A 25,409-nucleotide genomic window follows, 5' to 3' on the forward strand; every position below is an offset into this window, starting at 1 on the left:
CGATCGAGCCGGTGCCGGCCGCCCCAACCGGGCGCGCACGCTCCACCGCGCGTCCCGACCAGCAAGGAACGACCATGGCGTCCAGCCTGACGAAGGACTCGGTCCGCCCGGGAACCCCCGGAACCGGGAAGACCTTCTTCGGCCACCCCCGCGGACTGGCCACTCTCTTCATGACCGAGATGTGGGAGAGGTTCTCCTACTACGGCATGAGGGCCCTCCTCCCGCTGTACCTGGTCGCGCCGGGCGGCCTGCACCTGAACGCGGGCACCGCGACCGCGATCTACTCCGTGTACGTGTCGCTGGTGTACCTGCTGGCCATGCCCGGCGGCTGGTTCGGCGACCGCGTCTGGGGTCCGCGGAAGACCGTGGCCGTGGCCGGTGCGGTGATCATGCTCGGCCACCTCACCCTGGCCCTGCCGTCCTCCGGGACCTTCTACGCCGGCCTGGGCCTGGTCGCCATCGGCTCCGGACTGCTGAAGGCCAACATCTCCACGATGGTCGGCCACCTCTACGACGGCCCGGACGACCCGCGCCGTGACGGCGGCTTCACCGTCTTCTACATGGGCATCAACCTCGGTGCCTTCGCCGCCCCGCTGATCATCGGCACCATCGGCGAGAACGTGAACTGGCACTTCGGCTTCGCGCTCGCCGCGCTCGGCATGGCGCTGGGCCTGGCGCAGTTCCTGCTCGGCAGCCGCCACCTGGCCGACCGCTCCAGCCTCGTGCCGAAGCCGCTGTCCGCCGCGGAGAAGTCCGCCACGCTGCGCAAGGCCGCGATCTGGGCCGGCATCGCCGTCGTGGCGTACGCGGTCCTCGGCTTCTCCGGCCACTACACCCTGAACTGGGTCCTGGTCCCGCTGACCCTGCTCGGTGTGATCATCCCCGTGATGGTGCTGGTCAACATCAAGCGGGACAAGGACCTCGACCGCCCCGAGCAGTCGAAGATGTCCGCGTACATCTGGTTCTTCGTGGCCGCGGCCGTGTTCTGGATGATCTACGACCAGGGCGGCTCGACCCTGTCGATCTTCGCCGACTCCTCCGCCGACAACACCGTTCTCGGCTGGGAGTTCCCCGTCTCCTGGTACCAGTCGGTCAACCCGGTCCTGATCATGGCCCTGGCCCCGGTCTTCGCCTGGTTCTGGCTCGCGCTGAACAAGCGCGGCAAGGAGCCGAGCACGATCGTGAAGTTCGCCTCGGGCCTGGTCCTGGTCGGCGCCTCCTTCTTCCTCTTCCTCGCCCCGCTGTCGATCGCCGACGGCGGTCACAAGGCGGCCGCGATGTGGCTGGTGGCGATCTACTTCGTGCAGACCGTCGGTGAGCTGCTGCTCTCCCCGGTCGGTCTGTCGGTCACCACGAAGATGGCGCCGGCGAAGTACGCCTCGCAGATGATGGGCGTCTGGTTCCTGGCCGTCACCGCCGGTGACGCCACGACCGGTCTGCTCTCCATCGCCGGCGTCGACCTGAACAAGACGGGCATCGTCGCGATGGAGGCCACGCTCGCGGTGGTCGCCGGTGTCGCGGTGTGGATGTACCGCAAGCGCGTCAAGGAGCTGATGGGCGACGTCCGCTGACGTCCCCTCCCCCCACGGTTCCCCCGGGGCCGTCGCGACCTCGGTCGCGGCGGCCCCGTGCGCGTCTCGCCGGCCGCCGGACGACGTACCGCGGCCGGCGAGACGCGCACGGGGACGTGCCGGGGGGTGAGGAAGCGCCGGGGGCGGGGAAGCGCGGGAAGGGCAGACGTGGCGGGCGCCGGAGTGACGGCGGTCCCGCGCGGAGGGGGCGGGCACACGGGGGGGACGGGAGGGGGCTCGACGGGCCTTGAGGAGGGGTGCGCCGCGGGGTGCCCGCACGGTCGTCGCCGCGTCGGCACCGTCACGTCGGAGGACGCGGGGCCGCGGCCGCGCCGGGAGGGCGCGCGGCGACGGCGTGCGGGAGGGCACGCCGTCGGATGCCGCGAGGGGCGCCGCGGCTCAGGCCGGAGCGCCCAGTTCCGCCCAGACCGTCTTGCCCGCGACGCCCGGGGCCCTCACGACCCCCCAGTCCAGGCAGAGACGCTGCACGATGAACATGCCGTGGCCACCGGGGCGGCCGGCGCGGTGGGGGGTGCGGGGGGCGGGCTGGCCGGTGCCGCGGTCGGAGACCTCGACGCGGATCACCTTGTTGTCGCAGCCGATCTGGAGCTGGTCGGGGCCCTCGGCGTGCAGGCAGGCGTTGGTCACCAGTTCGGAGACGACGAGCAGCACGTCCTCGGCGGCGGCCCGCTGGTCGGCGCCTCCGGCGGGCAGCCAGCCCCACGCGTACAAGGCCTGACGGGCGAAGTCGCGGGCGAGCGGGACGACACCGCTCTCGCCGTCGAAGCTCAGCCTGCGGACCTGACGACCCGCCGACGCTCCGGAGGCGCCGCTGGGCGAGGCGTCGCCGGGCGAGGCGTCGCCGGGCGAGGCGTCGCCGGGCTCCGGGCCGCGGTCGCCCGGCGAGTAAGGCCGGGTGGTGCTCATCAGCGCTTCACCTCACCGATTCACCAGTTCAGGGTTCAATTCAGCGTTCAGTTGGTGGTGCGGCCCGTCGTTCGCACGACGGGGGGTCTGCCGGGTGTACGACATCCCGGCGGTGCCGGAGTCGTCGTCCTCGTTCAGCGGCCGTCGCACGGTAGGTCTGCGCATCCCGCCCTCTCCTCGTGCTGTGCCGCCGACATGTTCAGGTGTCTCCTGCCCGACACGACCGGGGGAACACCCCTCGTTCGCCCACAGGTGACCGGCCCGTCCGCTGCCGGTGGCCCGTGGCGCGCGGGGGTGCCGGTCGCACCCCGGCCGCGGCGGGGGCCTGCGGGCGGGTCACCGGGTCAGCCGTTCTCGTCCGCGAGGGCAGCCTCGACCGTGTCGTGCACGGTGAAGACGGCGTCCGCGCCGGTGATCTCGAACACCCGGGCGACCACGGGGAGCATGCCCGCCAGGTGCACCGCGCCGCCCGCGGCCTCCGCCTTCAGGCGGGCGCCGAGCAGGACGTTGAGTCCCGTGGAGTCGCAGAACTCCAGCCGGGAGCAGTCCACCACCAGCCGGCTCGTCCCCTTGGCGAGGCACTCGTCGAGTGGCTCGCGCAGCAGATCGGCCGTGTGGTGATCCAGCTCGCCGGCGGGGGTCACGACGGCACTGGTGCCCTCTTCCCGCACTTCCACCATGAGCCGGCCAGACTGTGCGCTGCCGACCGTCCCGCGGTCCATGCCGTGTCTCTCCCGAGGTCGTGACTGCTGCTGACGCCCTCGAACACTACGCCTTCGATCCGCACTCCAACAGCCGAACAATCGTCCACAAAAGGACATAACTCAACAAATCACACTTGCGATCGGTCGAGCGGAGCGGGTAGGGCTAGAGGAACACACCGACACGGCCGGCTTTGGAGGCGCCGCACACCGCAGTGCACGCACTGGCTTCGGCAGCCGTATGCCGAGAACGATGGAGGACATCATGTCATCCCGGCTCGACGCTCCGCATACCCACAGGGCGACGTCGACACCCCCTCCGGAACAACCGAGTCCCCTGGAGGGGAGCGGCGATCCCCGTGACGCCCTCGCCGGGCTCCCGGAGATCCCCCCGTACGACGAGGTCGGACCCGTCGACGCGCGGGCCCTGTCCAGAACCCTCTTCGAGCGGCTGGGTTCGCTGGAGGAAGGCACGTACGCGTACTCGTACGTGCGCAACACCCTCGTCGAACTGAACCTCGCGCTGGTCAAGTTCGCGGCCTCCCGTTTCCGCTCCCGCAGCGAGCCCATGGAGGACATCATCCAGGTCGGCACGATCGGCCTGATCAAGGCGATCGACCGCTTCGAGCTGAGCCGTGGTGTGGAGTTCCCCACCTTCGCGATGCCCACCATCGTGGGTGAGATCAAGCGGTTCTTCCGCGACACGTCCTGGTCGGTGCGCGTCCCGCGCCGGCTCCAGGAGCTGCGGATCGACCTGGCCAAGGCCGGCGACGAACTGGCCCAGCAGCTCGACCGCGCCCCCACCGTGGCGGAGCTGGCGGAGCGCCTCGGCATCGCCGGCGAGGAGGTCGTCGAGGGGATGGCCGCCTCGAACGCGTACACCGCGGCCTCGCTGGACGCCCAGCCGGAGGAGAACGACGCGGAGAGCGCCCTCGCCGACCGCATCGGCTACGAGGACCACGGACTCGAGGGCATCGAGTACGTCGAGTCGCTGAAGCCGCTGATCGCCGGACTCGCGCCCCGCGACCGGAAGATCCTCTCGCTGCGCTTCGTCGCCGGGATGACCCAGTCGGAGATCGGCGAGGAACTCGGCATCTCCCAGATGCACGTCTCGCGGCTGCTGTCGCGCACGCTGGTGCGGCTGCGCAAGGGCCTGACGCTGGAGGAGTGAGTCGCGCCTCCCCGGTGGGAGCGGGGCCGGCCGAGGACCGGTGCGGTCCGCGCCCGGGTGAGCGGTCGGACACCGCCGCCCGGGCGCGGTCTTGCCCTGCGGAGCCGTACGCGCGCACGGGCACACGGGTGTCGGGCGTCCTCATCGTGGAAACCCACTGGCCGGATTCCCTTCGGCGACTACGCTGGCCCCGCCCCCTGACCAGCGGCGCTGCTGGGTCTGCCACGTCGTCCGCCCGTGAGGAACCCCGTGCCCGACTCCCCCGCCGCCGCGGCCCGCTTCGGCCGCTTCGCCGATGTCCCCGTACTGCTGGTCGCCGTGGTGTGGGGGTCCAGTTACCTCGCCGCGAAGGGCGTCACCACCGCCGGCACCGTGACGGCCGTGCTGGTGCTGCGGTTCGCCGTGGTGCTCCCGGTGCTGGTGGCCGTCGGGTGGCGGCGGCTGCGGGCGCTGAGCGGCGCGCAGTGGCGGGGAGCCGCTCTGCTCGGGCTGGTCCTCGCGGGGATCTTCCTGCTGGAGACCTACGGGGTGGTGCACACCTCGGCCACGAACGCGGGGCTGATCATCAGCCTGACCATGGTGTTCACCCCGCTCGCGGAGAGCCGGGCGCGCGGGGTGCGGCTGCCGGGGGCGTTCCTGGCGGCCGCGGGCGTGTCGGTGCTGGGGGTGGCGCTGCTGACGCAGGGCGCCGGGTTCACCGCTCCGTCCGGGGGCGATCTGCTGATGCTGGGGGCGGCGGTCGCCCGTACCGTGCACGTGCTGGCGATGGCGCGGATGGAGTCCGTGCGGGGAGCGGACGCGCTGTCCCTGACCACCGTCCAGCTCGGCGGGGCCGTCGCCGTGTTCGCGGTGCTGGCGACGGTGCCGGGGACGGGCGCCTCGCCGTGGGCCGCCGCCGCCGGCTTCGACGCCGGGGACTGGGCCGGTCTGGTCTACCTGTCCGTGTGCTGCACGTTGTTCGCGTTCTTCGTGCAGATGTGGGCCGTCCGCCGCACGTCGCCGTCCCGGGTCAGCCTGCTGCTGGGGACCGAGCCGGTGTGGGCGGCGGCCGTGGGCATCGCGCTCGCCGGGGACCGGCCGGGGTGGCCGGGCTTCGTGGGCGCGGTGCTGGTCCTGGTCGGTACGGCGTGGGGGCGGTCGGTGGCGGACCGGGGGCGTGCGGCGGCGGACCGGGGGCGCGGGGGTGCCGGTGAGACCTCTCAGGCCACCCGCACGCCTCGTCGCCACACCTGCGAGACGAGCGGCACGCCGGGGCGGTAGGCCAGGTGGACGTGGCTGGGCGCGTCCAGGAAGGCCAGGTCGGCGTAGGCGCCGGGAGTCAGGCGGCCCACGTCCGTGCGGCGCAGGGCCGCGGCGCCGCCCGCCGTGGCCGACCAGAGGGCCTCGTCGGGGGTCATCCGCATGTCGCGCACGGCGAGCGCGATGCAGAACGGGACCGAGGACGTGAAGGACGAGCCCGGGTTGCAGTCCGTGGAGAGGGCCACGGTGACACCGGCGTCCAGCAGGCGGCGGGCGTCCGGCCACGCGGCGCGGGTGGAGAACTCGGCGCCGGGCAGCAGCGTGGCGACCGTCGCGCTGTTCGCGAGGGCGTCCACGTCGGCGTCGGTGAGGTGGGTGCAGTGGTCCGCGCTGGCCGCGTCCAGCTCGACCGCCAGCTGTACGCCGGGGCCGTGGGAGAGCTGGTTGGCGTGGACGCGGGGGTGCAGGCCCCTGGCCCTGCCCGCGGTGAGGATCGCGCGGGCCTGGTCTCCGTCGAAGGCGCCCTTCTCGCAGAAGACGTCGATCCAGCGGGCGTGCGGGGCGCAGGCGTCGAGCATCTCGCCGGTGACGAGGGCGACGTAGGCGGCGGGGTCGTCGGCGAAGTCCGGGGGGACGACGTGGGCGCCCAGGTAGGTGACCTCGTCGGTGTGGGCGGCGGCGATGCGCAGGGCGCGGGCCTCGTCGGCGACGGTCAGGCCGTAGCCGGACTTCGTCTCGAAGGTCGTCGTGCCCTGGCGCAGGGCCTCGGCGAGGTGGCGGGTGAGGGTGCGTTCGAGGTCGGCGTCGCTCGCCGCCCGCGTGGCCGCGACGGTCGTGCGGATGCCGCCCGCGCTGTACGGCCGCCCCGACATCCGGGCGTTGAACTCCTCGGTCCGGTCGCCCGCGAAGACGAGGTGGGAGTGGGAGTCGACGAAGCCGGGGACGACCGCCCGGCCGCCGGCGTCGACCCGGTTGTCAGTGGCGGGTGCTTTGCTTCGTTCACCGGTCCACACGACGCGGTCGCCCTCGATGACGACGGCCGCGTCCTGGATCAGGCCGAGCGGGGAACGGTCCCCGAGGGAGGGGTCGTTGGTGACCAGGGCGGTGATGTGGGTGACGAGCGTGCTCGCGGTGCTCGCGGAGTGGGCGGGGCTGTCGGTCGTCGCGCTGCTCATGGCGTCCTTGCTGGCCTGGTCGGCGGTGGGGTGGGGGTCGGGGGCGGACGCGGGCCGCACGCGGGGGCGGTCCGCGGTCATCCGCGCAGGGCTGCGACGGCGTCCGCGAGGGCTTTCGGCACGTCCGGTACGAGACGGTGGACCCCGTCCCGCACGACGTGCCGGCCGGCCACGACCGTGTGCGACACGTCCGCTGCCGACGCGGCGAACACGGCCGTCTCGGCCCCGAGCCGCGGAAGCGGCCCTGCCGTCCTGACCGAGTCGAGCGCGATCGTCGTGAAGTCGGCGGCCGCGCCGGTCCGCAGGGCGCCCGCGTCGTCGCGGCCGAGGGCCGCGTGACCGTCGGCGGAGGCGGCCCGCAGGAGGGCGGCGGCCGTCCAGTGCCCCCGGGTGCGGGTGCGCAGCCGCTCGTTCAGCTCCATCGCGCGGGCCTCCTCGAACAGGTCGATCACGGCGTGGCTGTCGGAGCCGAGGGAGAGCGGGGAGCCCGCCCGCTGGAGGGCGACGGCCGGGCCGATGCCGTCGGCGAGGTCCCGTTCCGTCGTGGGGCACATGCAGGTGCCGGTGCCGGAGCGGCCGAGGAGGGCGACGTCCTCGTCGGTGAGGTGCGTGTTGTGGACGCCGGTGGTGCCCCGGCCCAGGACGCCGTGCTCGGCGAGGAGCTGGGTCGGGGTGCGGCCGTGGGCCTCGCGACAGGCGTCGTTCTCCGCGGTCTGCTCGGACAGGTGGACGTGCAGGGGCGCCCCGCGTTCCCGGGCCCAGCGGGCCACGGTCGCCAGCTGGCCGGCGGGCACGGCCCGTACGGAGTGGATCGCGGCCCCGATCCGTGCGTGGTCCCGGGGCTTGAGGAGGGAGCAGCGTTCGGCCCAGGCCTCCGCGTCGCCGTCGGAGAAGCGGAGCTGGTGAGCGGTGGGGGGCTGTCCGAAGCCGGCGGAGAGGTAGGCGGTGTCGAGGAGGGTGATGCGGATGCCGGCGTCGGCGGCGGCCTCGATCAGGGCCTCGCCCATCGCGTTGGGGTCGGCGTAGGGGGTGCCGCCGGGCGCGTGGTGCACGTAGTGGAACTCGCCGACGGCCGTGATGCCGGCCAGGGCCATCTCCGCGTACACGGCGCGGGCGAGCCGGTGGTAGGTCTCCGGGGTCAGCCGGTCGGCGACGGAGTACATGACCTCGCGCCAGGTCCAGAAGGTCCCGGCCCCGACCTGGACGGTGCCGCGCAGGGCGCGGTGGAAGGCGTGGCTGTGGGCGTTCGCCAGCCCGGGGAGGGTGAGGCCGCGCAGGATCTCGGCGCCGGGGGGCGGGGTGGCGACGCCCGTGCGGACGGCGGTGATGCGGCCGTCCGCGCCCGCGGCGGAGCCGCCCGTCGACACCGTGAGGGCGACACCCGGCTCGACGCGGTCGCCGAGCCAGGCGTGCTCCAGCCAGTAGGTCCGCTGCGTGGGGGTCACGTGCAGGCCAGCCCTTCCAGTACGTCGGCGAGCGCGCGCACCCCGGCCACGCAGTCGTCCTCGGCCGCGTACTCGGCCGGGGAGTGCGAGACGCCCGTGGGGTTGCGCACGAACAGCATGGCGGTCGGGATGCTCCCGGAGAGGATTCCGGCGTCGTGTCCGGCGCCCGTGCCGAGGACGGGGACCGTGAGGCCGGTGTCCTTGCCGAGGATGCGGACCAGTTCGTCGCGCAGCGCGTGGTCGAACTCGACGACGGGAGTGAAGGACTCGCGGACGACGTCGAGGTCGACGCCGTGCGCCCGCGCGTGGTCGCGGGCCGCCTCCTCGACGCCGGCGACCACCTGGTCGAGGGTCTCCTGGTCGGCGGCGCGGGAGTCGAGCCAGCCGCGCACCAGGGAGGGGACGGCGTTGACGCCGTTCGGCTCGACGGAGATCTTGCCGAAGGTGGCGACGGCGCCCGCGAGCCGCGCCCGGCCGCGGGCGGCGAGCACGGTCTCGGCGTACGGCAGCATCGGGTCGCGGCGGTCGGTCAGCCGGGTGGTGCCGGCGTGGTTGGCCTCGCCCCGGAAGTCGAACCGCCAGCGGCCGTGCGGCCAGATGGCGGCGGCGATGCCGACCGGGTCGCCGCTGAGGTCGAGGGCGCGGCCCTGTTCGACGTGGAGTTCGACGAAGGCGCCGATCCGGGCGAGCCGCTCGGGGTCCGGGCCGATGGCGTCGGGGTCGTACCCGGCGGCCTCCATGGCACGCGGGAGGGTGACGCCGTCGCCGTCGGTCAGCCGGTGGGCCTGCTCGGCCGTGAGGTGTCCGGCGGTGAGCCGGGAGCCGACGCAGGCGAGTCCGAAGCGGGCGCCCTCCTCGTCGCCGAAGTTGACGAGGGCGAGGGGCCTGGTGAACCGCGCGCCCCTGCGACGCAGTTCGTCGAGGGCGGCGAAGGCCGAGACGACGCCGAGGGGGCCGTCGAAGGCGCCGCCGTCGGGCACCGAGTCGAGATGGGACCCGGTGACGACGGCGTCCCCGGCGGCGGGGTCGCCGAGCCAGGCCCACTGGTTGCCGTTGCGGTCGACCTCGTGGGCCAGCCCCCGCGCCTCGGCCTGCTCCCGGAACCAGGTCCGGCAGTCGGCGTCGGCGGCCGTCCAGGCGTGGCGGCGGTAGCCGCCGGACTCCGGGTGGCGTCCGATCGGGCGCAGGTCGTGCCACATCCGGTGGAAGGAGGCGCCGGCCGGCCCGTGCGGTGACACGGGCCGGCCGGCGTCCGGTGCCGGGGCCGCTGCCGGGCGGTCGCGGCCCGGTCCGTCCGCGGTGCGGGTCACGCCTGGTCACCCTCGCGCATGGGCACCCGTACGCCCCGTTCGCCGGCGACCGACTCGGCGATGTCGTACCCGGCGTCGACGTGCCGGACGACGCCCATGCCGGGGTCGTTGGTCAGCACGCGGCGGATCTTCTCGCCGCCCAGCTTCGTGCCGTCGGCCACCGTCACCTGGCCGGCGTGCAGGGAGCGGCCCATGCCGACGCCGCCGCCGTGGTGGATCGACACCCAGGAGGCGCCCGAGGCCACGTTGACCATCGCGTTCAGCAGCGGCCAGTCGGCGATCGCGTCGGAGCCGTCGAGCATGGCCTCCGTCTCGCGGTACGGGGAGGCGACGGAGCCGCAGTCGAGGTGGTCGCGGCCGATGGCCAGCGGGGCCGCCAGTTCGCCCGACGCCACCATGTCGTTGAACCGCTCGCCGGCCTTGTCGCGCTCGCCGTAGCCGAGCCAGCAGATGCGGGCGGGCAGGCCCTGGAAGTGGACGCGCTCGCCGGCCAGCTTGATCCAGCGGGCGAGGGACTCGTTCTCGGGGAAGAGGTCCAGCATCGCCTGGTCGGTCCTGGCGATGTCGGCGGGGTCGCCGGACAGGGCGGCCCAGCGGAAGGGGCCCTTGCCCTCGCAGAACAGCGGGCGGATGTAGGCGGGCACGAAGCCGGGGAAGGCGAACGCCCGCTCGTACCCGGCGAGCCGGGCCTCGCCGCGGAGGGAGTTGCCGTAGTCGAAGACCTCGGCGCCGGCGTCCTGGAAGCCGACCATCGCCTCGACGTGCCGGGCCATCGACTCGCGGGCCCGGGTGGTGAAGCCGGCCGGGTCCTTCGCGGCGGCGTCGGCCATGTCCTCGAAGGCGATCCCGGTGGGCAGGTAGGCCAGCGGGTCGTGGGCGGAGGTCTGGTCGGTGACGATGTCGACGGGCGCGCCCATCGCGAGGAGCCGTGGGACCAGGTCGGCGGCGTTGCCGAGGACGCCGATGGACAGGGGCTCGCGCCGGTCGCGGGCCTCGACGGCCAGCTGGAGGGCGTGCTCCGGGCTGTCGGCCCTGACGTCCAGGTAGCGGTGCTCGATGCGGCGGTCGATGGCCCGGGGGTCGCAGTCGATGCAGAGGGCGACGCCGTCGTTCATGGTCACGGCGAGCGGCTGGGCGCCGCCCATGCCGCCGAGGCCGGCGGTGAGGGTGATGGTCCCGGCGAGGGTGCCGCCGAACCTCTTCGCGGCGACGGCGGCGAAGGTCTCGTAGGTCCCCTGGAGGATGCCCTGGGTGCCGATGTAGATCCAGGAACCGGCGGTCATCTGGCCGTACATCGTCAGGCCCAGTTGTTCCAGGCGGCGGAACTCCTCCCAGTTGGCCCAGTCGCCGACGAGGTTGGAGTTGGCGATGAGGACGCGCGGGGCCCATTCGTGGGTCTGCATGACGCCGACCGGGCGGCCGGACTGGACGAGCATGGTCTCGTCCTGCTTCAGCGTGCGCAGGGTGCGCACCATCGCGTCGAAGGAGCGCCAGTCGCGGGCCGCCTTGCCGGTGCCGCCGTAGACGACGAGCTTGTCGGGGTGCTCGGCGACCTCGGGGTCGAGGTTGTTCTGGAGCATCCGCAGGGCGGCCTCCTGCTGCCATCCCAGGGTGCTCAGCTCCGTACCGCGCGGCGCTCGGACGGGTCGGGGTCCTGACATGGTCTGCCTCCTGGAGGGTGGGCGGTCCCGGCGGATTTTTGCAGTGGCTATTCACATCCTGACTTGATGAATAAGGCTAGTCAATACGCGGGGGCGCGGCGCGGGCGGCGGGCGGCGCGGGGCCGGACGCGGCGGAGGCGGGGGCGGACGCGGCGGGGGCGGACGCGGCGGGGCAGGGCGGGGCGGGGGCGGACGCGGCGGGGCGGAGCGGGAGCCGGCGGGATCTCGGGACGGAGGGGGGCCCTGCGGGCGGAGGGCCCCTCGGACCGGGCCGGACGCGCGGAAGGGGCCGGCGCGGCGGGCGCCCGTGGAAACGGCGGGCGCGTCGGGTGCGGACGGCGGGGCGCCGGCGAAGCCCGGGCGGTGGTCCGGCGACCGCGGCCGGAGGGCCACCGGCCGGGGGCCGGGGCCGGGGGACCGGGGCCGGGGCCCGGCGCCGGGGGCGCCCGGCGGCGACCGGGGCGCATGGACCGGCTCCGCACCACCCACCCTCCGCCCGCACGCCCTTGACGTGCGCCCGGCGGCAGGGTGTTGAACCGTACGGAAAGCGCCGTGAACGCCGTGTACACCGGGAACACGGAGAATGCGGAGAACGAGGCCAGTCGACCCACCCTAGTCACCGCTGAGCATGTTCCGCTGGAAAATGCCAGAAGACTCACTCATGCCGCACACGTTGCGTAGCTTCTTCCTCACTCAGCCGAACCGCAGGCAGGAGGGGAGCCAACGGTGTCCGGAATCGACGAGTGCCTACTGGAGGCCATGCGGCTGCCCGGAGCCCGGGGAGCCGCACTGGTCGACTGGACCAGCGGGCTGGCCCTCGGCACGGTCGGGGAGTTCCCGGGCGGTGACCACGAGGCCGCGGCCGCGGAGGCCGCGGAGGTCGCGCGGCTCACGGCGGAGCAGCGGGCGTTCACGCCCCACGACGCCGAGGAGCACGCCGATCCCCCGGTCGAGGACCTGATCATCAGCAACCGGGACAGCTACCACGTACTGCGTTTCGTCCCCACGTCCTTCGACAGCAGCGTGTTCCTGCACGTGTGGCTGGCCCGGCCGGACGGCAATCTCGCGCTGGCCCGCATCCGGCTCGGCGAGATGGCCGGCCGGCTGGTGCTGGGATGACCGTCGTGGGGACCACCCCGCCGCCCCGGCTGCCGGTGCGGGACAGGGCGGCCGGCCGGCCGGGGACGGGCGGCGCGGTGTCGCCGATGCTGACCCGGCTGGCCGCCGAGCGGGCCACCGGCGTCCTGGAGCGCGAGCGCGGGACCCTCTACCTGGCCGAGGGCCGGGTGGTGCACGCCGAGAGCCCCTTCGCCCCGGGCCTCGACGTGCTCCTCCTGACCCACGGCACCCTGGAGCCCGGCGTCTGGTGGGAGGCGGTGGAGCGGGCCGGCGAGGAACGCGGCGCCGCCCGGCTGCTGCTCGACGCCGGCCGGATCGGGCGGAGCGCGCTGGAGCTGTGCCACCTGGGGGCGCTGTACGACGCCGCGTACTTCGCGCTCGCGCCGAGCAGTTCCCCGGGCCACTTCCGCTACGGAGCCGGTCACTGGTTCGGCGTGCTGCGGCCGGTCCCGGTCGAGGCGGTGGAGCGGGAGACGCTGCGCCGCCGCGAGCTGCTGCACCGCCTGTGGCCCGATCCGCTGCCGGACAGCGCGCCGCTGCTGCGGGCCGACCCGGCCGCCGTCCCGCCGCCGTCCGCGCGGCAGCGCGCGGTGCTGGCGCTGGTGGACGGTGCGCGCACGGCGTCGGACATCGCCGGGGAGCTGGGCCGGCGGGCGTTCCCCACGCTCGTGGACGTGCGGCGGCTGGCGGCGGCGGGACTGGTGACCCCCCGGTTCCCGCCTCCCGTGCCGCAACCGCCGCCGGCCCTGTCGCTGCCCCGCGTCAACGATCCCGACATCACCTTGCTGAAGAGGCTCAGGGATGCGCTGGAGGCCCTTTGAACGGCAGCGACCGCGTGCCGAGAGGAGCGAGCTGATGGCGGCGGGACCCGAGATACTCGCCGAACTGCGGCGGCTGCGGGCGCGGGTGCCCCAGCTGACCGGGGCGCTCGTCGCCGGCGTCGACGGCCTCGTCCTCGCCCACGACACGCCCGGTGTGGAGGCGGAGGGGGTGGCCGCGCTCACCTCGTCCGCCCTGGCCGTCGCCGTGCGGCTGGCGGACACCACCGGCCAGGGCGAGTTCCGCGAGCTGCTCGTGCGCGGCGTGTACGGCTACGTGGCGACGTACGCGGCCGGGGGGAACGCCGTGCTGACGGTGCTCGCGCAGGACCGCGTCAACGTCGGCCGACTGCATCTGGAGAGCCGCCGCTCCGGCGCCCGCGTCGGCGAACTCGTCGACGCCGCCGGCCGGGCGCGCGCGCCCGCCCCCGCCGCCACGGGCCGGACCAGGAGCGTGCGCACCCCCCGTCCGACGACCACCGAACCCCGCACCACCACCGAAAGTTGAGAGGAACCGAGGAACAGTCATGGCCAACACCGAAACCACACTCAAGGAATGCCTCGCCACCATCGAGGGGGCCACCGGCGTCGCGCTCGTCGACTACACCAGCGGCATGGCCCTGGGCACGCTGGGCGGCAGCAAGAGCTTCGACCTGAACGTCGCCGCCGCGGGCAACACCGACGTGGTGCGCGCCAAGATGCGCACCATGGAGCACCTCGGGCTGAAGGCCCAGATCGAGGACATCCTGATCACGCTGTCCGACCAGTACCACCTGATCCGCCTGATCAGCGGGCGCGGCGGCAACGGTCTCTTCCTCTACCTGGTCCTGGACGGCAAGCGGGCCAATCTGGCGATGGCCCGCCACCAGCTGAAGCGGATCGAGGAGGACCTGGAGGTCTGACCCGCCGGGCCCCTCACGGCCGCGGAACCCGCGCCGCACGCGCGGCACGAGCCGCCCGGACCACCCGGACTACCCGGACTGGACGAGTGCCGCGGTGCGGCGGCGCGCTCCGCCGGGGGCCGCGTCGCCCGCCGCGATGCCCGTGCTGCGGTAGGAGCCGACCGCCTCGCCGGCCGGCCGGCCGCCGTCGCCCGCGAGCCGGTCGACGCGCACCCACAGCAGCGTGTCCCCGGCCCGCTCCAGCCTCCCGAGCCAGGCGGCCTTGAGCCGCAGCCCGGTGCCGCACCCGGCGAGCAGCAGACCGCCCGCGGCCGGGACGGCGAACGCGCCGCCCAGCGCGGCGGCGAGGGCGAGCAGCAGCCACCAGCGGTGGCCGCGACGCCAGTTGCGCACGGTCACCGCGCGGTCCTGGAGCACGTCGTGCTTGCCCGCCCGGACGGCGGCGCGGGCGAGCGCGGTGTACCGCCGGCGCCGTGCCAGCGGGACCGCGGCCGCCGCCACGACGAACAGCGCGGCCCCGGCCAGCACCCCGATCCGCCGTCCCGTGAGCCCGGGCGGCAGTACGCCGACACCGGCCGCGAACACCCCGCACCACCACAGGGGCGCGGCCCCGGCCCGTACGACGACGGCCACCCGGGCCAGTCCCCGGCCTCCACGTGCCACGTTCCGCCTCCTCGTCGCCCGGACGACTCATGTCCCGTTCCGGTCGGGCAGGTTAGCGAGCGAACGTGAGACGACCATGAGAGCCGCGCGGCGGGAGACGGGACGGCGGGCTCACTCCACGAACAGGCCCCGCACCGCCGCCCTGGTGTCGAACTCCTCCAGCCGGGCCTGGGCGTCCGGCAGGTCGTCGCACATGGCCTCCAGCAGCACGCGCCCGAGCAGCATGGGGGCGCACGCGGTGTCGAAGGCGAGGCCGGTGCCGACGGCGGCCGGCAGCAGCAGGTCGGAGACCTTGGCGACCGGCGCGAACGCGGAGTCGGCGACCGTCACCACGGTCAGCCCGGCCTCCCTGGCGTAGGCGAGGGTGTCGACGACCTCGCGCGGATGGCGGGGCAGCGCGAAGCACAGCAGCGCGGAGGCGCCCGCGCGCACGGCCGCGTCGACCCGGTCGTGGATCATCGTGCCGCCCTCGTGCAGCAGCCGGACGTCGGGGTGGACCTTGGCGGCGAAGTAGGCGAAGCCGTACGCCTGGGAGGCGGCGGCCCGCAGTCCGAGCACCGGCAGCGGCCGGGAGGCCGCGAGCAGCCGTCCGGCCCGGCGCACCGGCCGCGGGTCGGCGAGCGCCTCGGCGAGGTGGCGGAGGTTCTCGATCTCCGCCTCGACGGCCTGCTGGTACTCGTTGTACGACGCCGAGTCCGCCGTCCGTCCGGCGGGCGCGACCTCCCGCAGGTGCCGGCGCAGGGCCGGGTAGCCGTCGAAGCCCAAGGCGACCGCGAAGCGGGTGACGGAGGGCTGGCTGACCCCGGCCAGTTCGGCCAGCTCGACGCTGGACAGGAACGGCACGTCGGCGGAGCGGCGCACCATGCTGTGCGCGATGCGCCGCTGGGTGGGCGTCAGCCGGTGCCCCTCGAAGAGGGCCTGGAGCCGGTCGGCGGGACTCTCGGCGGCCCGGGAGCCGGCGTCCCGCGCCGCACCCCCGCCGGGCGTTCCCCCGTCCGCTCCCGTGTCCCTGTCCGCGCTCATGCCTCGTTCCCCCTCCGGCCGTCCGCCGAGTCATTCACCGGTCAGCAACTCTGCATGACGTCATACAGCCGGGCAAGGCGGGCGGGGAGGCGCCGGTCGCCGCGACCGGGCGGGCCGGGCCGGGCCGCCCGGTACGTCGGTGGACCCCCGTACCGAGACGGGGGTTACCCCCAGTGCCCGCGCCGGTTCCGCTGCCTACCGTGGATCCCATGACGGGACGGGAGACCACCATGGACGCGCGGGACACCGAGCTGAAGAAGGAACTCGACGCCACTCTGCAGGCCCGCAGGGAGCTGGGCGAGGAGTACGAGTCCGCACTGGTGGACTCGTTCCTGGAGAAGGTCGACCAGCGCATCGACGGCGCGGTCGAGCGCCGGGTGCGCCGGCAGTTCGCGGAGCAGCAGATGGTGTCGGCCCGCGGCGGCCGTTCGTCCGGGGCGACCGACTCCTGGGGCGAGCGCTTCGGCTTCGGGATCGTCTCGCTGGTGCTGGCGATCCCGCTCTCCGCGATCGGCGCGGGCGTGGCCGGCCTGCCGGGCCTGATCGTGTCCTGGGTCGGCATCGTCGGCATCAACGTCGTCCAGGCGGCCCGGACCAACCCGGGCCTGTTCGGCCGGCTGCGCGGATCCGGGCGGAGCGGGGACTGGGAGGGCTGACGGCCGGCGGCGCGGGCGCGGTGAGGGGCCGCCCCCGCGGGACGCCGGGAGGACGCGGGCGCGGCGGAGGGCCGCGCGGGACGCCGGGAAGGGCTGTGCGCGGGGACCGCCGCACCCCCTTTGACGGGGGGCGGGACGACGGCGGTCCCCGCGAGGGACGCGAGCCGGGTCAGGCCAGGTCTGCGCGTCCGTGGCGTCGGTGGAGGTCCGGGAGCCGCTCCGGAGGTCCGTGACGCCGTTCTGTCGCCGGTGGGGCGGGGAGCCTCCCCCGTGCTCAACGCCTGGGAGGTACTTCCCTCCGCCCCTGCCGACACCCACGAATATGCCGGACGCGTGTTAAGCGCGTGCTGCGCGGACGTGACGCCCTCGTACCACTTCCGCGAAGTCCGCTCCGAAGTCCACCTTTTCGGTGGGGAAACGGAAGCCCTGCGCCGCCGGGGGCGGTTCACCGCGGGTTTCCCCGGTGTCCCGCCTCCGCGCGCCAGAAGCTACTTCCCGCCCCGGGCGAGGAAGGCCAGCAGGTCCTGCCGGCTGACCACGCCGGTCGGCTTGCCCTCGACGAGCACGATCGCCGCGTCGGCCGTGCCCAGGACGGTCATCAGGTCGCCGACCGGCTCACCGGAGCCGACCTGCGGCAGCGGGGCGGACATGTGCTTCTCCAGCGGGTCCTCCAGCGAGGCCCGCTTGCTGAACAGGGCGTCCAGCAGCTCGCGCTCGACGACGGAGCCGACGACCTCGGCGGCCATCACGTCCGGGTGGCCCGCGCCGGGCTTGACGACCGGCATCTGCGAGACGCCGTACTCGCGCAGCACCTCGATGGCCTGGCCGACGGTCTCCTCCGGGTGCATGTGGACGAGGGAGGGCATGGCGCCGTGCTGCTTGTCCTCGAGGACGTCGGCGACGCGGGCGCTGGGGCCCTCGTCCTCCAGGAAGCCGTAGTCGGCCATCCACTCGTCGTTGAAGATCTTGCTGAGGTAGCCGCGGCCGCTGTCGGGCAGCAGCACGACGACGACGTCGTCCGGCCCGAGCCGCTCGGCGACCCGCAGGGCGGCCACGACGGCCATGCCGCAGGAGCCGCCGACGAGCAGCCCCTCCTCCTTCGCCAGGCGCCGGGTCATCTGGAAGGAGTCCTTGTCGGACACGGCGACGATCTCGTCGGCGACGGTCCGGTCGTAGGCGGTCGGCCAGAAGTCCTCACCGACGCCCTCGACGAGGTACGGCCGTCCGGAGCCGCCCGAGTACACGGAGCCCTCGGGGTCGGCGCCGACGACCTGGACGCGGCCGTCGCTGGCGTCCTTGAGGTAGCGGCCGGTCCCGGAGATGGTGCCGCCCGTGCCCACGCCCGCGACGAAGTGGGTGATGCGGCCCTCCGTCTGCTCCCACAGCTCGGGGCCGGTCGAGTGGTAGTGGGAGAGGGGGTTGTGGGGGTTGGAGTACTGGTCGGGCTTCCACGCGCCGGGCGTCTCGCGGACCAGCCGGTCGGAGACGTTGTAGTAGGAGTCCGGGTGCTCGGGGTCGACGGCCGTGGGGCAGACGACGACCTCGGCACCGTACGCCCGCAGCACGTTGATCTTGTCGGTGCTCACCTTGTCGGGGCACACGAAGATGCACTTGTACCCCTTCTGCTGCGCCACGATGGCGAGGCCCACACCGGTGTTCCCGCTGGTCGGCTCGACGATCGTGCCACCGGGCCGGAGCGCGCCGCTCTCCTCCGCCGCCTCGATCATGCGCAGGGCGATGCGGTCCTTCACGGAACCGCCCGGGTTGAAGTACTCCACCTTGGCCAGGACGGTCGCCCGGATGCCCTTGGTCACGTTGTTGAGCTTCACCAGCGGGGTGTTGCCGACGAGGCTGATCATCGAGTCGTGGAATCGCACCGTTGTCTCCGGTTGCTTGCAAAAAAGTGGTCGTAGTGGTCACGCCAGCCTACGGCCCTTCCCGCGACGTTCACTCCCCGTGGAGATTGGCCGACGGTGCGTACGGGGCAAGGAGTGGATGTACGGACACGAGGAGGTGGCGGCGAGGCATGACGAGCACGTCCAGGGCAAGAGTGGCCCGGCGCATCGCGGCCGGAGCGGCCTACGGCGGCGGCGGGATCGGGCTGGCCGGCGCGGCGGCCGTCGGAGTGGTGCTGGCCGAGATGCGGCTGGCCCGGCGCCAGGTCGGCAACGGCGCCCGCCGGCGCGTCCCCCGGGCGGACGGCCGCTACGGCCATGCCTACGACAGTCCGGGGCCCGGCGTGGAGCCCCTGTACCTGACGCTGCTGGGCGATTCCACGGCGGCGGGGCAGGGCGTGCACCGGGCCGGACAGACGCCGGGGGCGCTGCTGGCCTCGGGGCTCGCCGCGGTCGCCGAGCGGCCGGTGGAACTGCGGAACGTGGCGCTGCCCGGCGCCCGCTCCGACGACCTCGACCGCCAGGTGGCGCTCGTCGTGGGCGACTGCGGCCCGGTGCCCGACGTGTGCGTCATCATGATCGGCGCGAACGACGTCACCGGCCGCATGCCCCCGACCCGCTCGGTGCGCCACCTCTCGGCGGCGGTACGGCGGCTGCGCACGGCCGGCGCGGAGGTGGTCGTCGGCACCTGTCCCGACCTGGGCACGATCGAGCCGGTGGGGCAGCCCCTGCGGTGGCTCGCCAGACGGGCCTCCCGCCAGTTGGCGGCGGCCCAGACGATCGGCGTCGTCGAGCAGGGCGGCCGCACGGTGTCGCTGGGCGACCTGCTGGGTCCCGAGTTCGAGGCGAATCCGGGCGAGCTGTTCGGCCCCGACCACTACCACCCCTCGGCGGAGGGCTACGCCACGGCGGCGATGGCGCTCCTGCCCACCGTCTGCGCGGTGCTGGGCCTGTGGCCGGCGGAGGAGGAGCGGCCCGACGCCTCCCGCCACGAGGGCTTCCTGCCGGTGGCCCGGGCGGCGGCCGAGGCGGCGGAGGAGGCGGGCACCGAGGTCGCGGCGGCCATGCCGACGGGACCGCGGGGTCCGTGGGCCCTGCTCAAGCGGCGGCGCCGCCGCCGCGTCCAGGAGCCGGAGCCGTCCCGGGCGTCACCGTGACCGGAAGGGGCGGAGGAGCCGGCGGGGGCGGAGGAACCCCCCGAAAAAAGCAAGCGCTTAGAAAACTGCGGCCAGGGTCACACCGCCACACCCGTGACCTGGCCCATACGTACGGGTAACTTCCAGTCACGTCCCGTCCGGGAGAACCACCCGTACGCCCGGCCGCCGCCCCTCGACGGGGCGCCGCGCGCCGCCCCCTTCCCCTCTGGAGCCGTGATGCCCGAAGCCGTCATCGTCTCGACCGCCCGCTCCCCCATCGGCCGTGCTTTCAAGGGCTCCCTGAAGGACCTGCGCCCGGACGACCTCACCGCCACCATCATCCAGGCCGCCCTCGCCAAGGTCCCCGAGCTGGACCCGCGGGACATCGACGACCTGATGCTCGGCTGCGGCCTCCCCGGCGGCGAGCAGGGCAACAACCTCGGCCGCGTCGTCGCCGTGCAGATGGGCATGGACCACCTGCCCGGCTGTACGGTCACCCGCTACTGCTCCTCGTCCCTGCAGACGAGCCGGATGGCCCTGCACGCCATCAAGGCCGGCGAGGGCGACGTCTTCATCTCGGCCGGCGTCGAGACGGTCTCCCGGTTCACGAAGGGCAACTCCGACAGCCTGCCCGACACGCGCAACCCGTTCTTCGCGGAGGCGGAGGCCCGCACCGCGGCCGTCGCCGAGCAGGAGGGCACCACCTGGCACGACCCGCGCGAGGACGGCCTGGTCCCGGACGCCTACATCGCGATGGGCCAGACCGCCGAGAACCTGGCCCGCCTCAAGGGCGTCACCCGTCAGGACATGGACGAGTTCGGCGTCCGCTCGCAGAACCTCGCCGAGGAAGCGATCAAGAACGGCTTCTGGGAGCGGGAGATCACCCCGGTCACCACCCCCGACGGCACGGTGGTCAGCAAGGACGACGGTCCGCGCGCCGGCGTCACGATGGAGGGCGTGGCGGGCCTGAAGCCCGTCTTCCGCCCCGACGGCATGGTCACCGCCGCCAACTGCTGCCCCCTGAACGACGGCGCCGCCGCGCTCGTCGTCATGAGCGACACCAAGGCCCGCGAGCTGGGCCTGACCCCGCTCGCCCGGATCGTGTCCACCGGCGTCTCCGGCCTCTCCCCCGAGATCATGGGCCTCGGCCCGGTGGAGGCGAGCAAGCAGGCCCTGCGCCGCGCCGGCCTCACCGTCGGCGACATCGACCTGGTCGAGATCAACGAGGCGTTCGCCGCCCAGGTGATCCCCTCCTACCGCGACCTCGGCATCCCGCTGGAGAAGCTGAACGTCAACGGCGGCGCGATCGCCGTGGGCCACCCCTTCGGCATGACCGGCGCCCGCATCACCGGCACGCTGATCAACTCCCTCCAGTTCCACGACAAGCAGTTCGGCCTGGAGACGATGTGCGTCGGCGGCGGCCAGGGCATGGCGATGGTCGTCGAGCGCCTCAGCTGAGCCGCGCGGCGGTCCCGGAGGCGACCTCTCGGTAGCCGTCGGGACACCCTTCGTGAGCGGACGGCCCGGAGTCCGGGAAGCACCTGGATTCCGGGCCGTTCTGTGATCCAATCTCCCTCAGGATGTGACCTATCTCCCTCCCTGGAGGGATGTGTGCAGCTCAGAGGCGTTTCACCATCCGGGGCCGAATCCAATCTCCTGCCCGTTTCGTGACGTTACGCACTGACAGCTCGATAGTCCGCCCTTCAAGCTGATGTAGGAAGTCGGGGGTCGACTTTGAACCGGGAGTACGTCAGTGAGCGCCATGCCGATCGCCTTGCTGGTCACCACGGCCGCCACGGGCGCCGTGGGTGTCGCCGTGCTGCGCACCCTGCTGCAGCTGCGCCGTCAGGTCGCGGCTCTGCACACGCAGCTCGCGGAGACCGCCGAGAGCACCGCCGCCGGGACGCGCGGCTTCGTTCCGGCCGCCCGCACCACGGCGGACACGGAGGAGATACGCGCGGCGGTGGCCGAGGCCCTCGCCGAGGAGCGGGAGCGGGAGCTGGCCGAGGCGCGTGCCTTCTGGGCCGCCCAGGAAGCCCGTGACGCCTCCGACACGCCCTCCCTGCTGGGCCTGCCCGACAGCGAGCTGTTCCTGCCCCGGCAGGCCGACTTCGTGGGCCTGGAGCCGCTCGAGCCGGCGACCGAGCTGCCCGCGGACGCCGACGATCTCGCCGGCGACTCCCCCGAACTGGCCGCGGCCCGCCGCCGTCACCCCTCCCACCCGGACTTCGTCCCCGTCCAGTCGCCTCTCGTGAACGACCACGAGCGCACGGTGACCGCGCTGGAGGAGCTCGCCGCCGCCCGCGTCGCACTGACCGACGTGCGACCGGGCCCGCTCGGCACCCTCGACGTCTACGTCTTCGCCGACGGCACCACCTTGTGCATGACCCCGGGCCACCGGGAGACCGCGGACCGCCTCGCACGGGCCCTGGCGGCCGGCGAGACGCCGTACCTGCTGGGCGGCTCGGGCGTCTCGGGCGCGTACGCCCTGACCTTCGCCTGCGGCGCGGAGAGCGTCTACATCCTGGCGGACCGGGTCATCGCCAGCCTCTGAGACGGCCGCGGCGGCCGGATGCCGTGCCTTCGGAGCCGCGGCGTCCCCTCGGAGCCGCGGCCGCTCAGATCCCCGCCCGCTTCCGCGCCTCCTCCACCAGCCGCACGGCCTCGTCGACCTGGTCCTCGTCGGTGAGGACGAGGGCCAGGTCGTGCACGGCGACGGTGATCTGGTCGGCCACGGCGAACATCCCCGCGTCCGGCATCTCCCGGGGCTCCGCCGCGGGTGCCTCCGCGAGCTGGGCCCGCCGGGCGAAGTCCCTGGCCAGCGCGAGTGCTTCGGGCGCGCCGCCCCGCTGGAGCCGGCTCTGCGGCGCCGCCCGCAGCCGGTCGGCGAAGTGATCCACGGCCTGCGTCAGACGCTTCGTATCCACCACGCCGCGAGCGTACGCGCCGTACCGGGACTGTTGCCAACGGGCGAACGCTCGGGCACGGTGACCTGAAGGACCGGCCTACATCCCCTTTGCGTCCGGAGGCGCCGATGTCCCACGTCCTCTCCGAGGAGACCCACCGCAACATGCTCGCCCGCATCCCCCACTGCACCGGTCGTGAGGTCGCCGACTGGCTCCGCACCGTGGAGGACGGCCCCTCCCTCTTCCGTTTCGAGGAGAAGGTGAGCTGGCTCCGCCACGAGTACGACCTCGCGTACGGCCACGCGAAGGCGATCGTCCACGAGTACGACCTGAGGAGGGCCGCGCGCAAGCTCCGGTAGCGCGCCCGCACGGCGTCACGCGCGCCGTCCACGACGAAGCACGGCGAAGCACGACGACATCCCGAAGCACGACGAAGGGCCCCGGGACGACCCGGGGCCCTTCGTGACGTCGGCGCTCGGCCGCCGTGGCGTTCGCGTCAGTCGCTGCTGTTGAGGATCGACAGGAGTCGCAGGAACTCCATGTAGATCCACACCAGGGTCAGCGTGAGGCCGAAGGCGGCGAACCAGGCCTCCTCGCGCGGGGCGCCGTAGGCGATGCCGTCCTCGACCTGCTTGAAGTCCAGGGCGAGGAAGCAGGCACCGAGGATGATGCCGATGACACCGAAGACGATGCCGAGGGCGCCGCTGCGGAAGCCGAGGCCGTCACCGCCGCCGAAGACGCTGAACAGCAGGTTCACCGCCATCAGCAGGACGAATCCGAGGGCCGCCGCCATCACGAAGCCGTAGAAGCGGCGGTTGACGCGGATCCAGCCGGCCTTGTACGCCACGAGCACGCCGGCGAAGACCGCCATCGTGCCGAGCACGGCCTGGGCGACGACCCCGTCCGCGATGTACGTGGACACCGCGCTGGAGATCACGCCGAGGAAGACGCCCTCGAGGGCGGCGTACGACAGGATCAGCGCGGGGGACGGGCGGCGCTTGAAGGACTGGACGAGCGCCAGCACCATCGCGACCAGACCGGCCCCGACGCCGATGGCGTAGGACTTGCCGAGGTTGGCCTCGTCGACGGGCAGCAGCAGCCAGGACAGGACCGCGGTGACGACCACGGTGCCGAGCGTGGTCGCGGTGCGCGCGACGACGTCGTCCATGGTCATGACGCCGCCGGTGGTGACCGGGGCCTGCGGTGCGCCGTACTGGACGTCCTGCTGGGCGTAAGGGTTCTGCGCGTAGGGGTTGCCGGCCGGCTGGGCGGCGGGGCCGCCCTGCGCGTACGGGTTGCCCTGCTGCGTGCCGACAGCGGGACCCCCGGCCTGCGGCGCGGCGTTGAAGCCCGCGTAGCCGTTGTCGCGGCTGAACCCCCGTCGCGAGAAGACCGGGTTTCTGCTCCTCATTTCACTCCTCCATGGCCACACAGCGCGGCCTTGGCTCAAGAGTAATAGGTAGGCAAAGGATTGACCCTACTGCTTGGGGAGGATCTTTCCCTTGCCGTCTTGGGCAACACGCTATGTCGATCTTTGATTCCCCGTGGAGGGGGACATCATTCCTGACCGATCCGGTACCGGTCCGGGACCGATCGGTGACGCGCCGCCCGTTCCGCCCTCGTCCCCGTCTCACCGCGCCCCGCGTCGCCCCGCCTCGCCCCGCCTCGCCTCACGCGAACGGGAACCCGGTGTAGGCCTCCGCCAGGTCGGTCTCGGCGGCCCGGGAGGAGGCGATGCGGTCCAGGCGGGCGAGCTGGAGGCGCTCCTCGAAGGGGGTGGATCCGGGGGCGCGGTGCAGGAGGGCCGTCATGTCGTACGAGAATCGCTCGGCCTGCCAGACCCGGCGCAGGCAGGTCCCCGAGTAGGCGTCCAGCAGTTCCTCCGATCCCGTCTCCCGCCGGTGGACGAGGGCGCGGGCGAAGGTGACGACGTCGCCGACGGCCAGGTTCAGGCCCTTGGCTCCGGTGGGCGGCACGATGTGGGCCGCGTCGCCGGCGAGGAAGAGGCGGCCGTGCCGCATGGGCTCGTGGACGTAGGAGCGCATGGGGGTGACCGACTTCTGGGTGATCGGGCCGCGCTCCAGCGTCCAGTCGTCGTCCGTCTCGAGGCGGCGCTCCAGCTCGGCCCAGATCTCCTCGTCGCTCCAGGTCCCGGCGTCCGTGCCCGCGGGCACCTGGAGGTAGAGACGGGACACGGACGGGGAGCGCATGGACAGCAGCGCGAAGCCCCGGTCGTGGCGGGCGTAGACCAGTTCGTCGTGCGAGGGCGGCACGTCGGCGAGGACGCCGAGCCAGCCGAAGGGGTACGTGCGCTCGAAGACGCGGACCGGTTCGGCGGGCACGGCCGCGCGGGAGACGCCCCAGAAGCCGTCGCACCCGACGACGTAGTCGCACTCCAGGACGTCCTCGGCCCCCTCGTGCCGGAACCGCACGCGCGGGTGGTCGGTGTCGGCGCCCTCGACGGCGAGCGCCTCCGCCTCGAACAGCAGCGGGCCGCCCTCCCTCAGCTGGAGGGCGATGAGGTCCTTGCACACCTCGGTCTGGGCGTAGACCGTGACGGACCGGCCGCCGGTGAGGGCGGGGAAGTCGACGCGGTGGCGCCTGCGGTCGTACCGCAGCTCGATCCCGTCGTGGCGCAGTCCCTCGCGGTCCAGGCGTTCCGCGGCCCCGGCCGCGCGCAGGACGTCCACCGTGCCCTGCTCCAGGATCCCGGCGCGCTGGCGCTGTTCGACGTAGGTCCGGTCGCGGCCCTCCAGGACGACGGAGTCGATCCCGGCGTCGTGCAGCAGCCGGGCGAGGAGGAGGCCGGCGGGGCCGGCGCCGATGATGCCGACGGTGGTGCGCATCGGGCGTTCCCTTCAGAGGGGCGTCATCGCCACGGTGTCCCGCGCGCGGCGCCTCGCGGGCACCACGGCATGTTGTTCGCGTGGTGAAATTTTCTTCACTGTTGTCGGACGTGAGTCTGCGCGCGCGTGCGCCGGGTGTCAACGGTGCGCGGCACCCGTTCGCGAAGCTCGTACGTCCTCCCGGCGGGCGGGTCCGGGCGGCCTCGGCCCCTCGGCCGCGCCCGGCCGTCACCGCCGCCCCCGGC

Annotated in this window: 25 protein-coding genes; 12 read left to right on the forward strand and 13 right to left on the reverse strand. The window is 73.7% G+C overall.

The window, feature by feature from the left end:
• Positions 1 to 74: 74 nt before the first annotated feature.
• Entirely contained in the window at positions 75 to 1,571 is a 1,497-nt protein-coding gene (locus tag ACZ5FU_RS12170) for an oligopeptide:H+ symporter (protein ID WP_451527388.1), read from the forward strand.
• A 399-nt stretch (positions 1,572 to 1,970) separates the two neighbouring features.
• Here ACZ5FU_RS12170 and ACZ5FU_RS12175 read toward each other — a convergent pair whose 3' ends face one another.
• From ACZ5FU_RS12175 to ACZ5FU_RS12185, 3 genes are all read right to left on the reverse strand, one after another.
• Positions 1,971 to 2,498: an ATP-binding protein gene (locus ACZ5FU_RS12175; RefSeq protein ID WP_469045278.1), complete on the reverse strand. Its 528-nt coding sequence runs from the start codon at positions 2,496 to 2,498 to the stop codon at positions 1,971 to 1,973.
• A gap of 12 nt (positions 2,499 to 2,510) precedes the next feature.
• The gene (locus ACZ5FU_RS12180) at positions 2,511 to 2,663 is read right to left on the reverse strand and encodes a hypothetical protein (protein ID WP_469045279.1); all 153 of its coding nucleotides are present in this window, start codon (positions 2,661 to 2,663) and stop codon (positions 2,511 to 2,513) included.
• Positions 2,664 to 2,842: 179 nt separating this feature from the next.
• Positions 2,843 to 3,220, reverse strand: coding sequence for an STAS domain-containing protein (locus ACZ5FU_RS12185; protein WP_451527391.1), 378 nt, complete (start codon positions 3,218 to 3,220; stop codon positions 2,843 to 2,845).
• Between the two features lie 232 nt (positions 3,221 to 3,452).
• Between ACZ5FU_RS12185 and ACZ5FU_RS12190 the strand changes: the two genes are divergently transcribed.
• Both ACZ5FU_RS12190 and ACZ5FU_RS12195 read left to right on the forward strand, forming a co-directional pair.
• Positions 3,453 to 4,370: an RNA polymerase sigma factor SigF gene (locus ACZ5FU_RS12190; RefSeq protein ID WP_451527392.1), complete on the forward strand. Its 918-nt coding sequence runs from the start codon at positions 3,453 to 3,455 to the stop codon at positions 4,368 to 4,370.
• 249 nt (positions 4,371 to 4,619) lie between these two features.
• On the forward strand, positions 4,620 to 5,630 hold the full coding sequence (locus tag ACZ5FU_RS12195) for a DMT family transporter (protein ID WP_451527393.1): 1,011 nt from the start codon (positions 4,620 to 4,622) through the stop codon (positions 5,628 to 5,630).
• Here the strand turns inward: ACZ5FU_RS12195 and hutI are convergent.
• The 4 genes from hutI to hutU all read right to left on the reverse strand — a co-directional run bounded on the left by hutI (position 5,570) and on the right by hutU (position 11,200).
• Entirely contained in the window at positions 5,570 to 6,865 is a 1,296-nt protein-coding gene (hutI, locus tag ACZ5FU_RS12200) for an imidazolonepropionase (protein WP_451527394.1), read from the reverse strand. The two genes, ACZ5FU_RS12195 and hutI, sit on opposite strands and share 61 nt — an antisense overlap.
• Positions 6,862 to 8,229, reverse strand: a complete 1,368-nt coding sequence (locus ACZ5FU_RS12205) for a formimidoylglutamate deiminase (RefSeq protein ID WP_469045280.1) — start codon at positions 8,227 to 8,229, stop codon at positions 6,862 to 6,864. The genes hutI and ACZ5FU_RS12205 overlap by 4 nt, the downstream gene beginning before the upstream one ends.
• Positions 8,226 to 9,428: an allantoate amidohydrolase gene (locus ACZ5FU_RS12210; RefSeq protein WP_468644584.1), complete on the reverse strand. Its 1,203-nt coding sequence runs from the start codon at positions 9,426 to 9,428 to the stop codon at positions 8,226 to 8,228. Before ACZ5FU_RS12210 ends, ACZ5FU_RS12205 begins: the two co-directional genes overlap by 4 nt.
• Positions 9,429 to 9,535: 107 nt before the next feature.
• The gene (gene hutU, locus ACZ5FU_RS12215) at positions 9,536 to 11,200 is read right to left on the reverse strand and encodes a urocanate hydratase (protein ID WP_451527396.1); all 1,665 of its coding nucleotides are present in this window, start codon (positions 11,198 to 11,200) and stop codon (positions 9,536 to 9,538) included.
• A gap of 726 nt (positions 11,201 to 11,926) precedes the next feature.
• On the opposite strand from hutU, the gene ACZ5FU_RS12220 reads away from it, so the two are divergent.
• Genes ACZ5FU_RS12220 through ACZ5FU_RS12235 form a run of 4 tightly spaced genes read left to right on the forward strand, consistent with a single transcriptional unit; the run spans position 11,927 to position 14,039 of the window.
• Positions 11,927 to 12,319 carry a hypothetical protein gene (locus ACZ5FU_RS12220; protein ID WP_451527397.1) on the forward strand — a complete coding sequence of 131 codons (393 nt, stop codon included), beginning with the start codon at positions 11,927 to 11,929 and terminating at the stop codon, positions 12,317 to 12,319.
• Positions 12,316 to 13,140, forward strand: coding sequence for a transcriptional regulator (locus tag ACZ5FU_RS12225; protein WP_451527398.1), 825 nt, complete (start codon positions 12,316 to 12,318; stop codon positions 13,138 to 13,140). Before ACZ5FU_RS12220 ends, ACZ5FU_RS12225 begins: the two co-directional genes overlap by 4 nt.
• A 34-nt stretch (positions 13,141 to 13,174) precedes the next feature.
• Positions 13,175 to 13,645 carry a roadblock/LC7 domain-containing protein gene (locus tag ACZ5FU_RS12230; RefSeq protein WP_469045281.1) on the forward strand — a complete coding sequence of 157 codons (471 nt, stop codon included), beginning with the start codon at positions 13,175 to 13,177 and terminating at the stop codon, positions 13,643 to 13,645.
• A gap of 19 nt (positions 13,646 to 13,664) precedes the next feature.
• The gene (locus tag ACZ5FU_RS12235) at positions 13,665 to 14,039 is read left to right on the forward strand and encodes a roadblock/LC7 domain-containing protein (protein WP_451527400.1); all 375 of its coding nucleotides are present in this window, start codon (positions 13,665 to 13,667) and stop codon (positions 14,037 to 14,039) included.
• Between the two features lie 69 nt (positions 14,040 to 14,108).
• On the opposite strand, the gene ACZ5FU_RS12240 is transcribed toward ACZ5FU_RS12235, so the two are convergent.
• Both ACZ5FU_RS12240 and ACZ5FU_RS12245 read right to left on the reverse strand, forming a co-directional pair.
• Positions 14,109 to 14,702, reverse strand: a complete 594-nt coding sequence (locus tag ACZ5FU_RS12240; protein ID WP_469045282.1) for a hypothetical protein — start codon at positions 14,700 to 14,702, stop codon at positions 14,109 to 14,111.
• Between the two features lie 111 nt (positions 14,703 to 14,813).
• A complete protein-coding gene (locus ACZ5FU_RS12245; protein ID WP_451527402.1) occupies positions 14,814 to 15,725 on the reverse strand; it encodes a MurR/RpiR family transcriptional regulator in 912 nt (303 codons plus the stop codon).
• Between the two features lie 230 nt (positions 15,726 to 15,955).
• Here ACZ5FU_RS12245 and ACZ5FU_RS12250 point away from each other — a divergent pair, with 230 nt between their 5' ends.
• Positions 15,956 to 16,381: a hypothetical protein gene (locus ACZ5FU_RS12250; protein ID WP_451527488.1), complete on the forward strand. Its 426-nt coding sequence runs from the start codon at positions 15,956 to 15,958 to the stop codon at positions 16,379 to 16,381.
• A gap of 488 nt (positions 16,382 to 16,869) precedes the next feature.
• Here ACZ5FU_RS12250 and ACZ5FU_RS12255 read toward each other — a convergent pair whose 3' ends face one another.
• Positions 16,870 to 18,258 carry a cystathionine beta-synthase gene (locus ACZ5FU_RS12255; protein WP_451779019.1) on the reverse strand — a complete coding sequence of 463 codons (1,389 nt, stop codon included), beginning with the start codon at positions 18,256 to 18,258 and terminating at the stop codon, positions 16,870 to 16,872.
• Positions 18,259 to 18,407: 149 nt separating this feature from the next.
• Between ACZ5FU_RS12255 and ACZ5FU_RS12260 the strand changes: the two genes are divergently transcribed.
• From ACZ5FU_RS12260 to ACZ5FU_RS12270, 3 genes are all read left to right on the forward strand, one after another.
• A complete protein-coding gene (locus ACZ5FU_RS12260; protein WP_468644475.1) occupies positions 18,408 to 19,433 on the forward strand; it encodes an SGNH/GDSL hydrolase family protein in 1,026 nt (341 codons plus the stop codon).
• A 216-nt stretch (positions 19,434 to 19,649) separates the two neighbouring features.
• Complete coding sequence (locus tag ACZ5FU_RS12265; protein WP_468644476.1) at positions 19,650 to 20,870, forward strand: acetyl-CoA C-acetyltransferase; 1,221 nt, start codon at positions 19,650 to 19,652, stop codon at positions 20,868 to 20,870.
• Positions 20,871 to 21,165: 295 nt separating this feature from the next.
• Positions 21,166 to 21,966, forward strand: coding sequence for a hypothetical protein (locus ACZ5FU_RS12270; RefSeq protein ID WP_469045283.1), 801 nt, complete (start codon positions 21,166 to 21,168; stop codon positions 21,964 to 21,966).
• 64 nt (positions 21,967 to 22,030) lie between these two features.
• Here the strand turns inward: ACZ5FU_RS12270 and ACZ5FU_RS12275 are convergent, their stop codons facing one another.
• Entirely contained in the window at positions 22,031 to 22,342 is a 312-nt protein-coding gene (locus ACZ5FU_RS12275; protein WP_451527407.1) for a hypothetical protein, read from the reverse strand.
• Positions 22,343 to 22,446: 104 nt separating this feature from the next.
• Between ACZ5FU_RS12275 and ACZ5FU_RS12280 the strand changes: the two genes are divergently transcribed.
• Positions 22,447 to 22,677 carry a DUF4287 domain-containing protein gene (locus ACZ5FU_RS12280; protein ID WP_366057378.1) on the forward strand — a complete coding sequence of 77 codons (231 nt, stop codon included), beginning with the start codon at positions 22,447 to 22,449 and terminating at the stop codon, positions 22,675 to 22,677.
• Positions 22,678 to 22,814: 137 nt separating this feature from the next.
• Here ACZ5FU_RS12280 and ACZ5FU_RS12285 read toward each other — a convergent pair whose 3' ends face one another.
• Positions 22,815 to 23,729, reverse strand: coding sequence for a Bax inhibitor-1/YccA family protein (locus ACZ5FU_RS12285; protein WP_363086540.1), 915 nt, complete (start codon positions 23,727 to 23,729; stop codon positions 22,815 to 22,817).
• Between the two features lie 259 nt (positions 23,730 to 23,988).
• Complete coding sequence (locus ACZ5FU_RS12290; RefSeq protein ID WP_451527408.1) at positions 23,989 to 25,164, reverse strand: 4-hydroxybenzoate 3-monooxygenase; 1,176 nt, start codon at positions 25,162 to 25,164, stop codon at positions 23,989 to 23,991.
• Between the last annotated feature and the right edge of the window lie 245 nt (positions 25,165 to 25,409).

The sequence above is a fragment of the Streptomyces sp. NPDC031554 genome (assembly GCF_055580685.1).

Coding starts and splice junctions, on each gene's coding strand:
- ACZ5FU_RS12290 (WP_451527408.1), bottom strand. CDS start 25,164: ATGCGCACCACCGTCGGCATCATCGGCGCCGGCCCCGCCGGCCTCCTC.
- hutU (WP_451527396.1), bottom strand. CDS start 11,200: ATGTCAGGACCCCGACCCGTCCGAGCGCCGCGCGGTACGGAGCTGAGC.
- ACZ5FU_RS12245 (WP_451527402.1), bottom strand. CDS start 15,725: ATGAGCGCGGACAGGGACACGGGAGCGGACGGGGGAACGCCCGGCGGG.
- ACZ5FU_RS12210 (WP_468644584.1), bottom strand. CDS start 9,428: ATGTGGCACGACCTGCGCCCGATCGGACGCCACCCGGAGTCCGGCGGC.
- ACZ5FU_RS12235 (WP_451527400.1), top strand. CDS start 13,665: ATGGCCAACACCGAAACCACACTCAAGGAATGCCTCGCCACCATCGAG.
- ACZ5FU_RS12190 (WP_451527392.1), top strand. CDS start 3,453: ATGGAGGACATCATGTCATCCCGGCTCGACGCTCCGCATACCCACAGG.
- ACZ5FU_RS12225 (WP_451527398.1), top strand. CDS start 12,316: ATGACCGTCGTGGGGACCACCCCGCCGCCCCGGCTGCCGGTGCGGGAC.
- ACZ5FU_RS12170 (WP_451527388.1), top strand. CDS start 75: ATGGCGTCCAGCCTGACGAAGGACTCGGTCCGCCCGGGAACCCCCGGA.
- ACZ5FU_RS12250 (WP_451527488.1), top strand. CDS start 15,956: ATGGACGCGCGGGACACCGAGCTGAAGAAGGAACTCGACGCCACTCTG.
- hutI (WP_451527394.1), bottom strand. CDS start 6,865: ATGACCGCGGACCGCCCCCGCGTGCGGCCCGCGTCCGCCCCCGACCCC.
- ACZ5FU_RS12180 (WP_469045279.1), bottom strand. CDS start 2,663: ATGCGCAGACCTACCGTGCGACGGCCGCTGAACGAGGACGACGACTCC.
- ACZ5FU_RS12185 (WP_451527391.1), bottom strand. CDS start 3,220: ATGGACCGCGGGACGGTCGGCAGCGCACAGTCTGGCCGGCTCATGGTG.
- ACZ5FU_RS12265 (WP_468644476.1), top strand. CDS start 19,650: ATGCCCGAAGCCGTCATCGTCTCGACCGCCCGCTCCCCCATCGGCCGT.
- ACZ5FU_RS12280 (WP_366057378.1), top strand. CDS start 22,447: ATGTCCCACGTCCTCTCCGAGGAGACCCACCGCAACATGCTCGCCCGC.
- ACZ5FU_RS12175 (WP_469045278.1), bottom strand. CDS start 2,498: ATGAGCACCACCCGGCCTTACTCGCCGGGCGACCGCGGCCCGGAGCCC.
- ACZ5FU_RS12230 (WP_469045281.1), top strand. CDS start 13,175: ATGGCGGCGGGACCCGAGATACTCGCCGAACTGCGGCGGCTGCGGGCG.
- ACZ5FU_RS12260 (WP_468644475.1), top strand. CDS start 18,408: ATGACGAGCACGTCCAGGGCAAGAGTGGCCCGGCGCATCGCGGCCGGA.
- ACZ5FU_RS12285 (WP_363086540.1), bottom strand. CDS start 23,729: ATGAGGAGCAGAAACCCGGTCTTCTCGCGACGGGGGTTCAGCCGCGAC.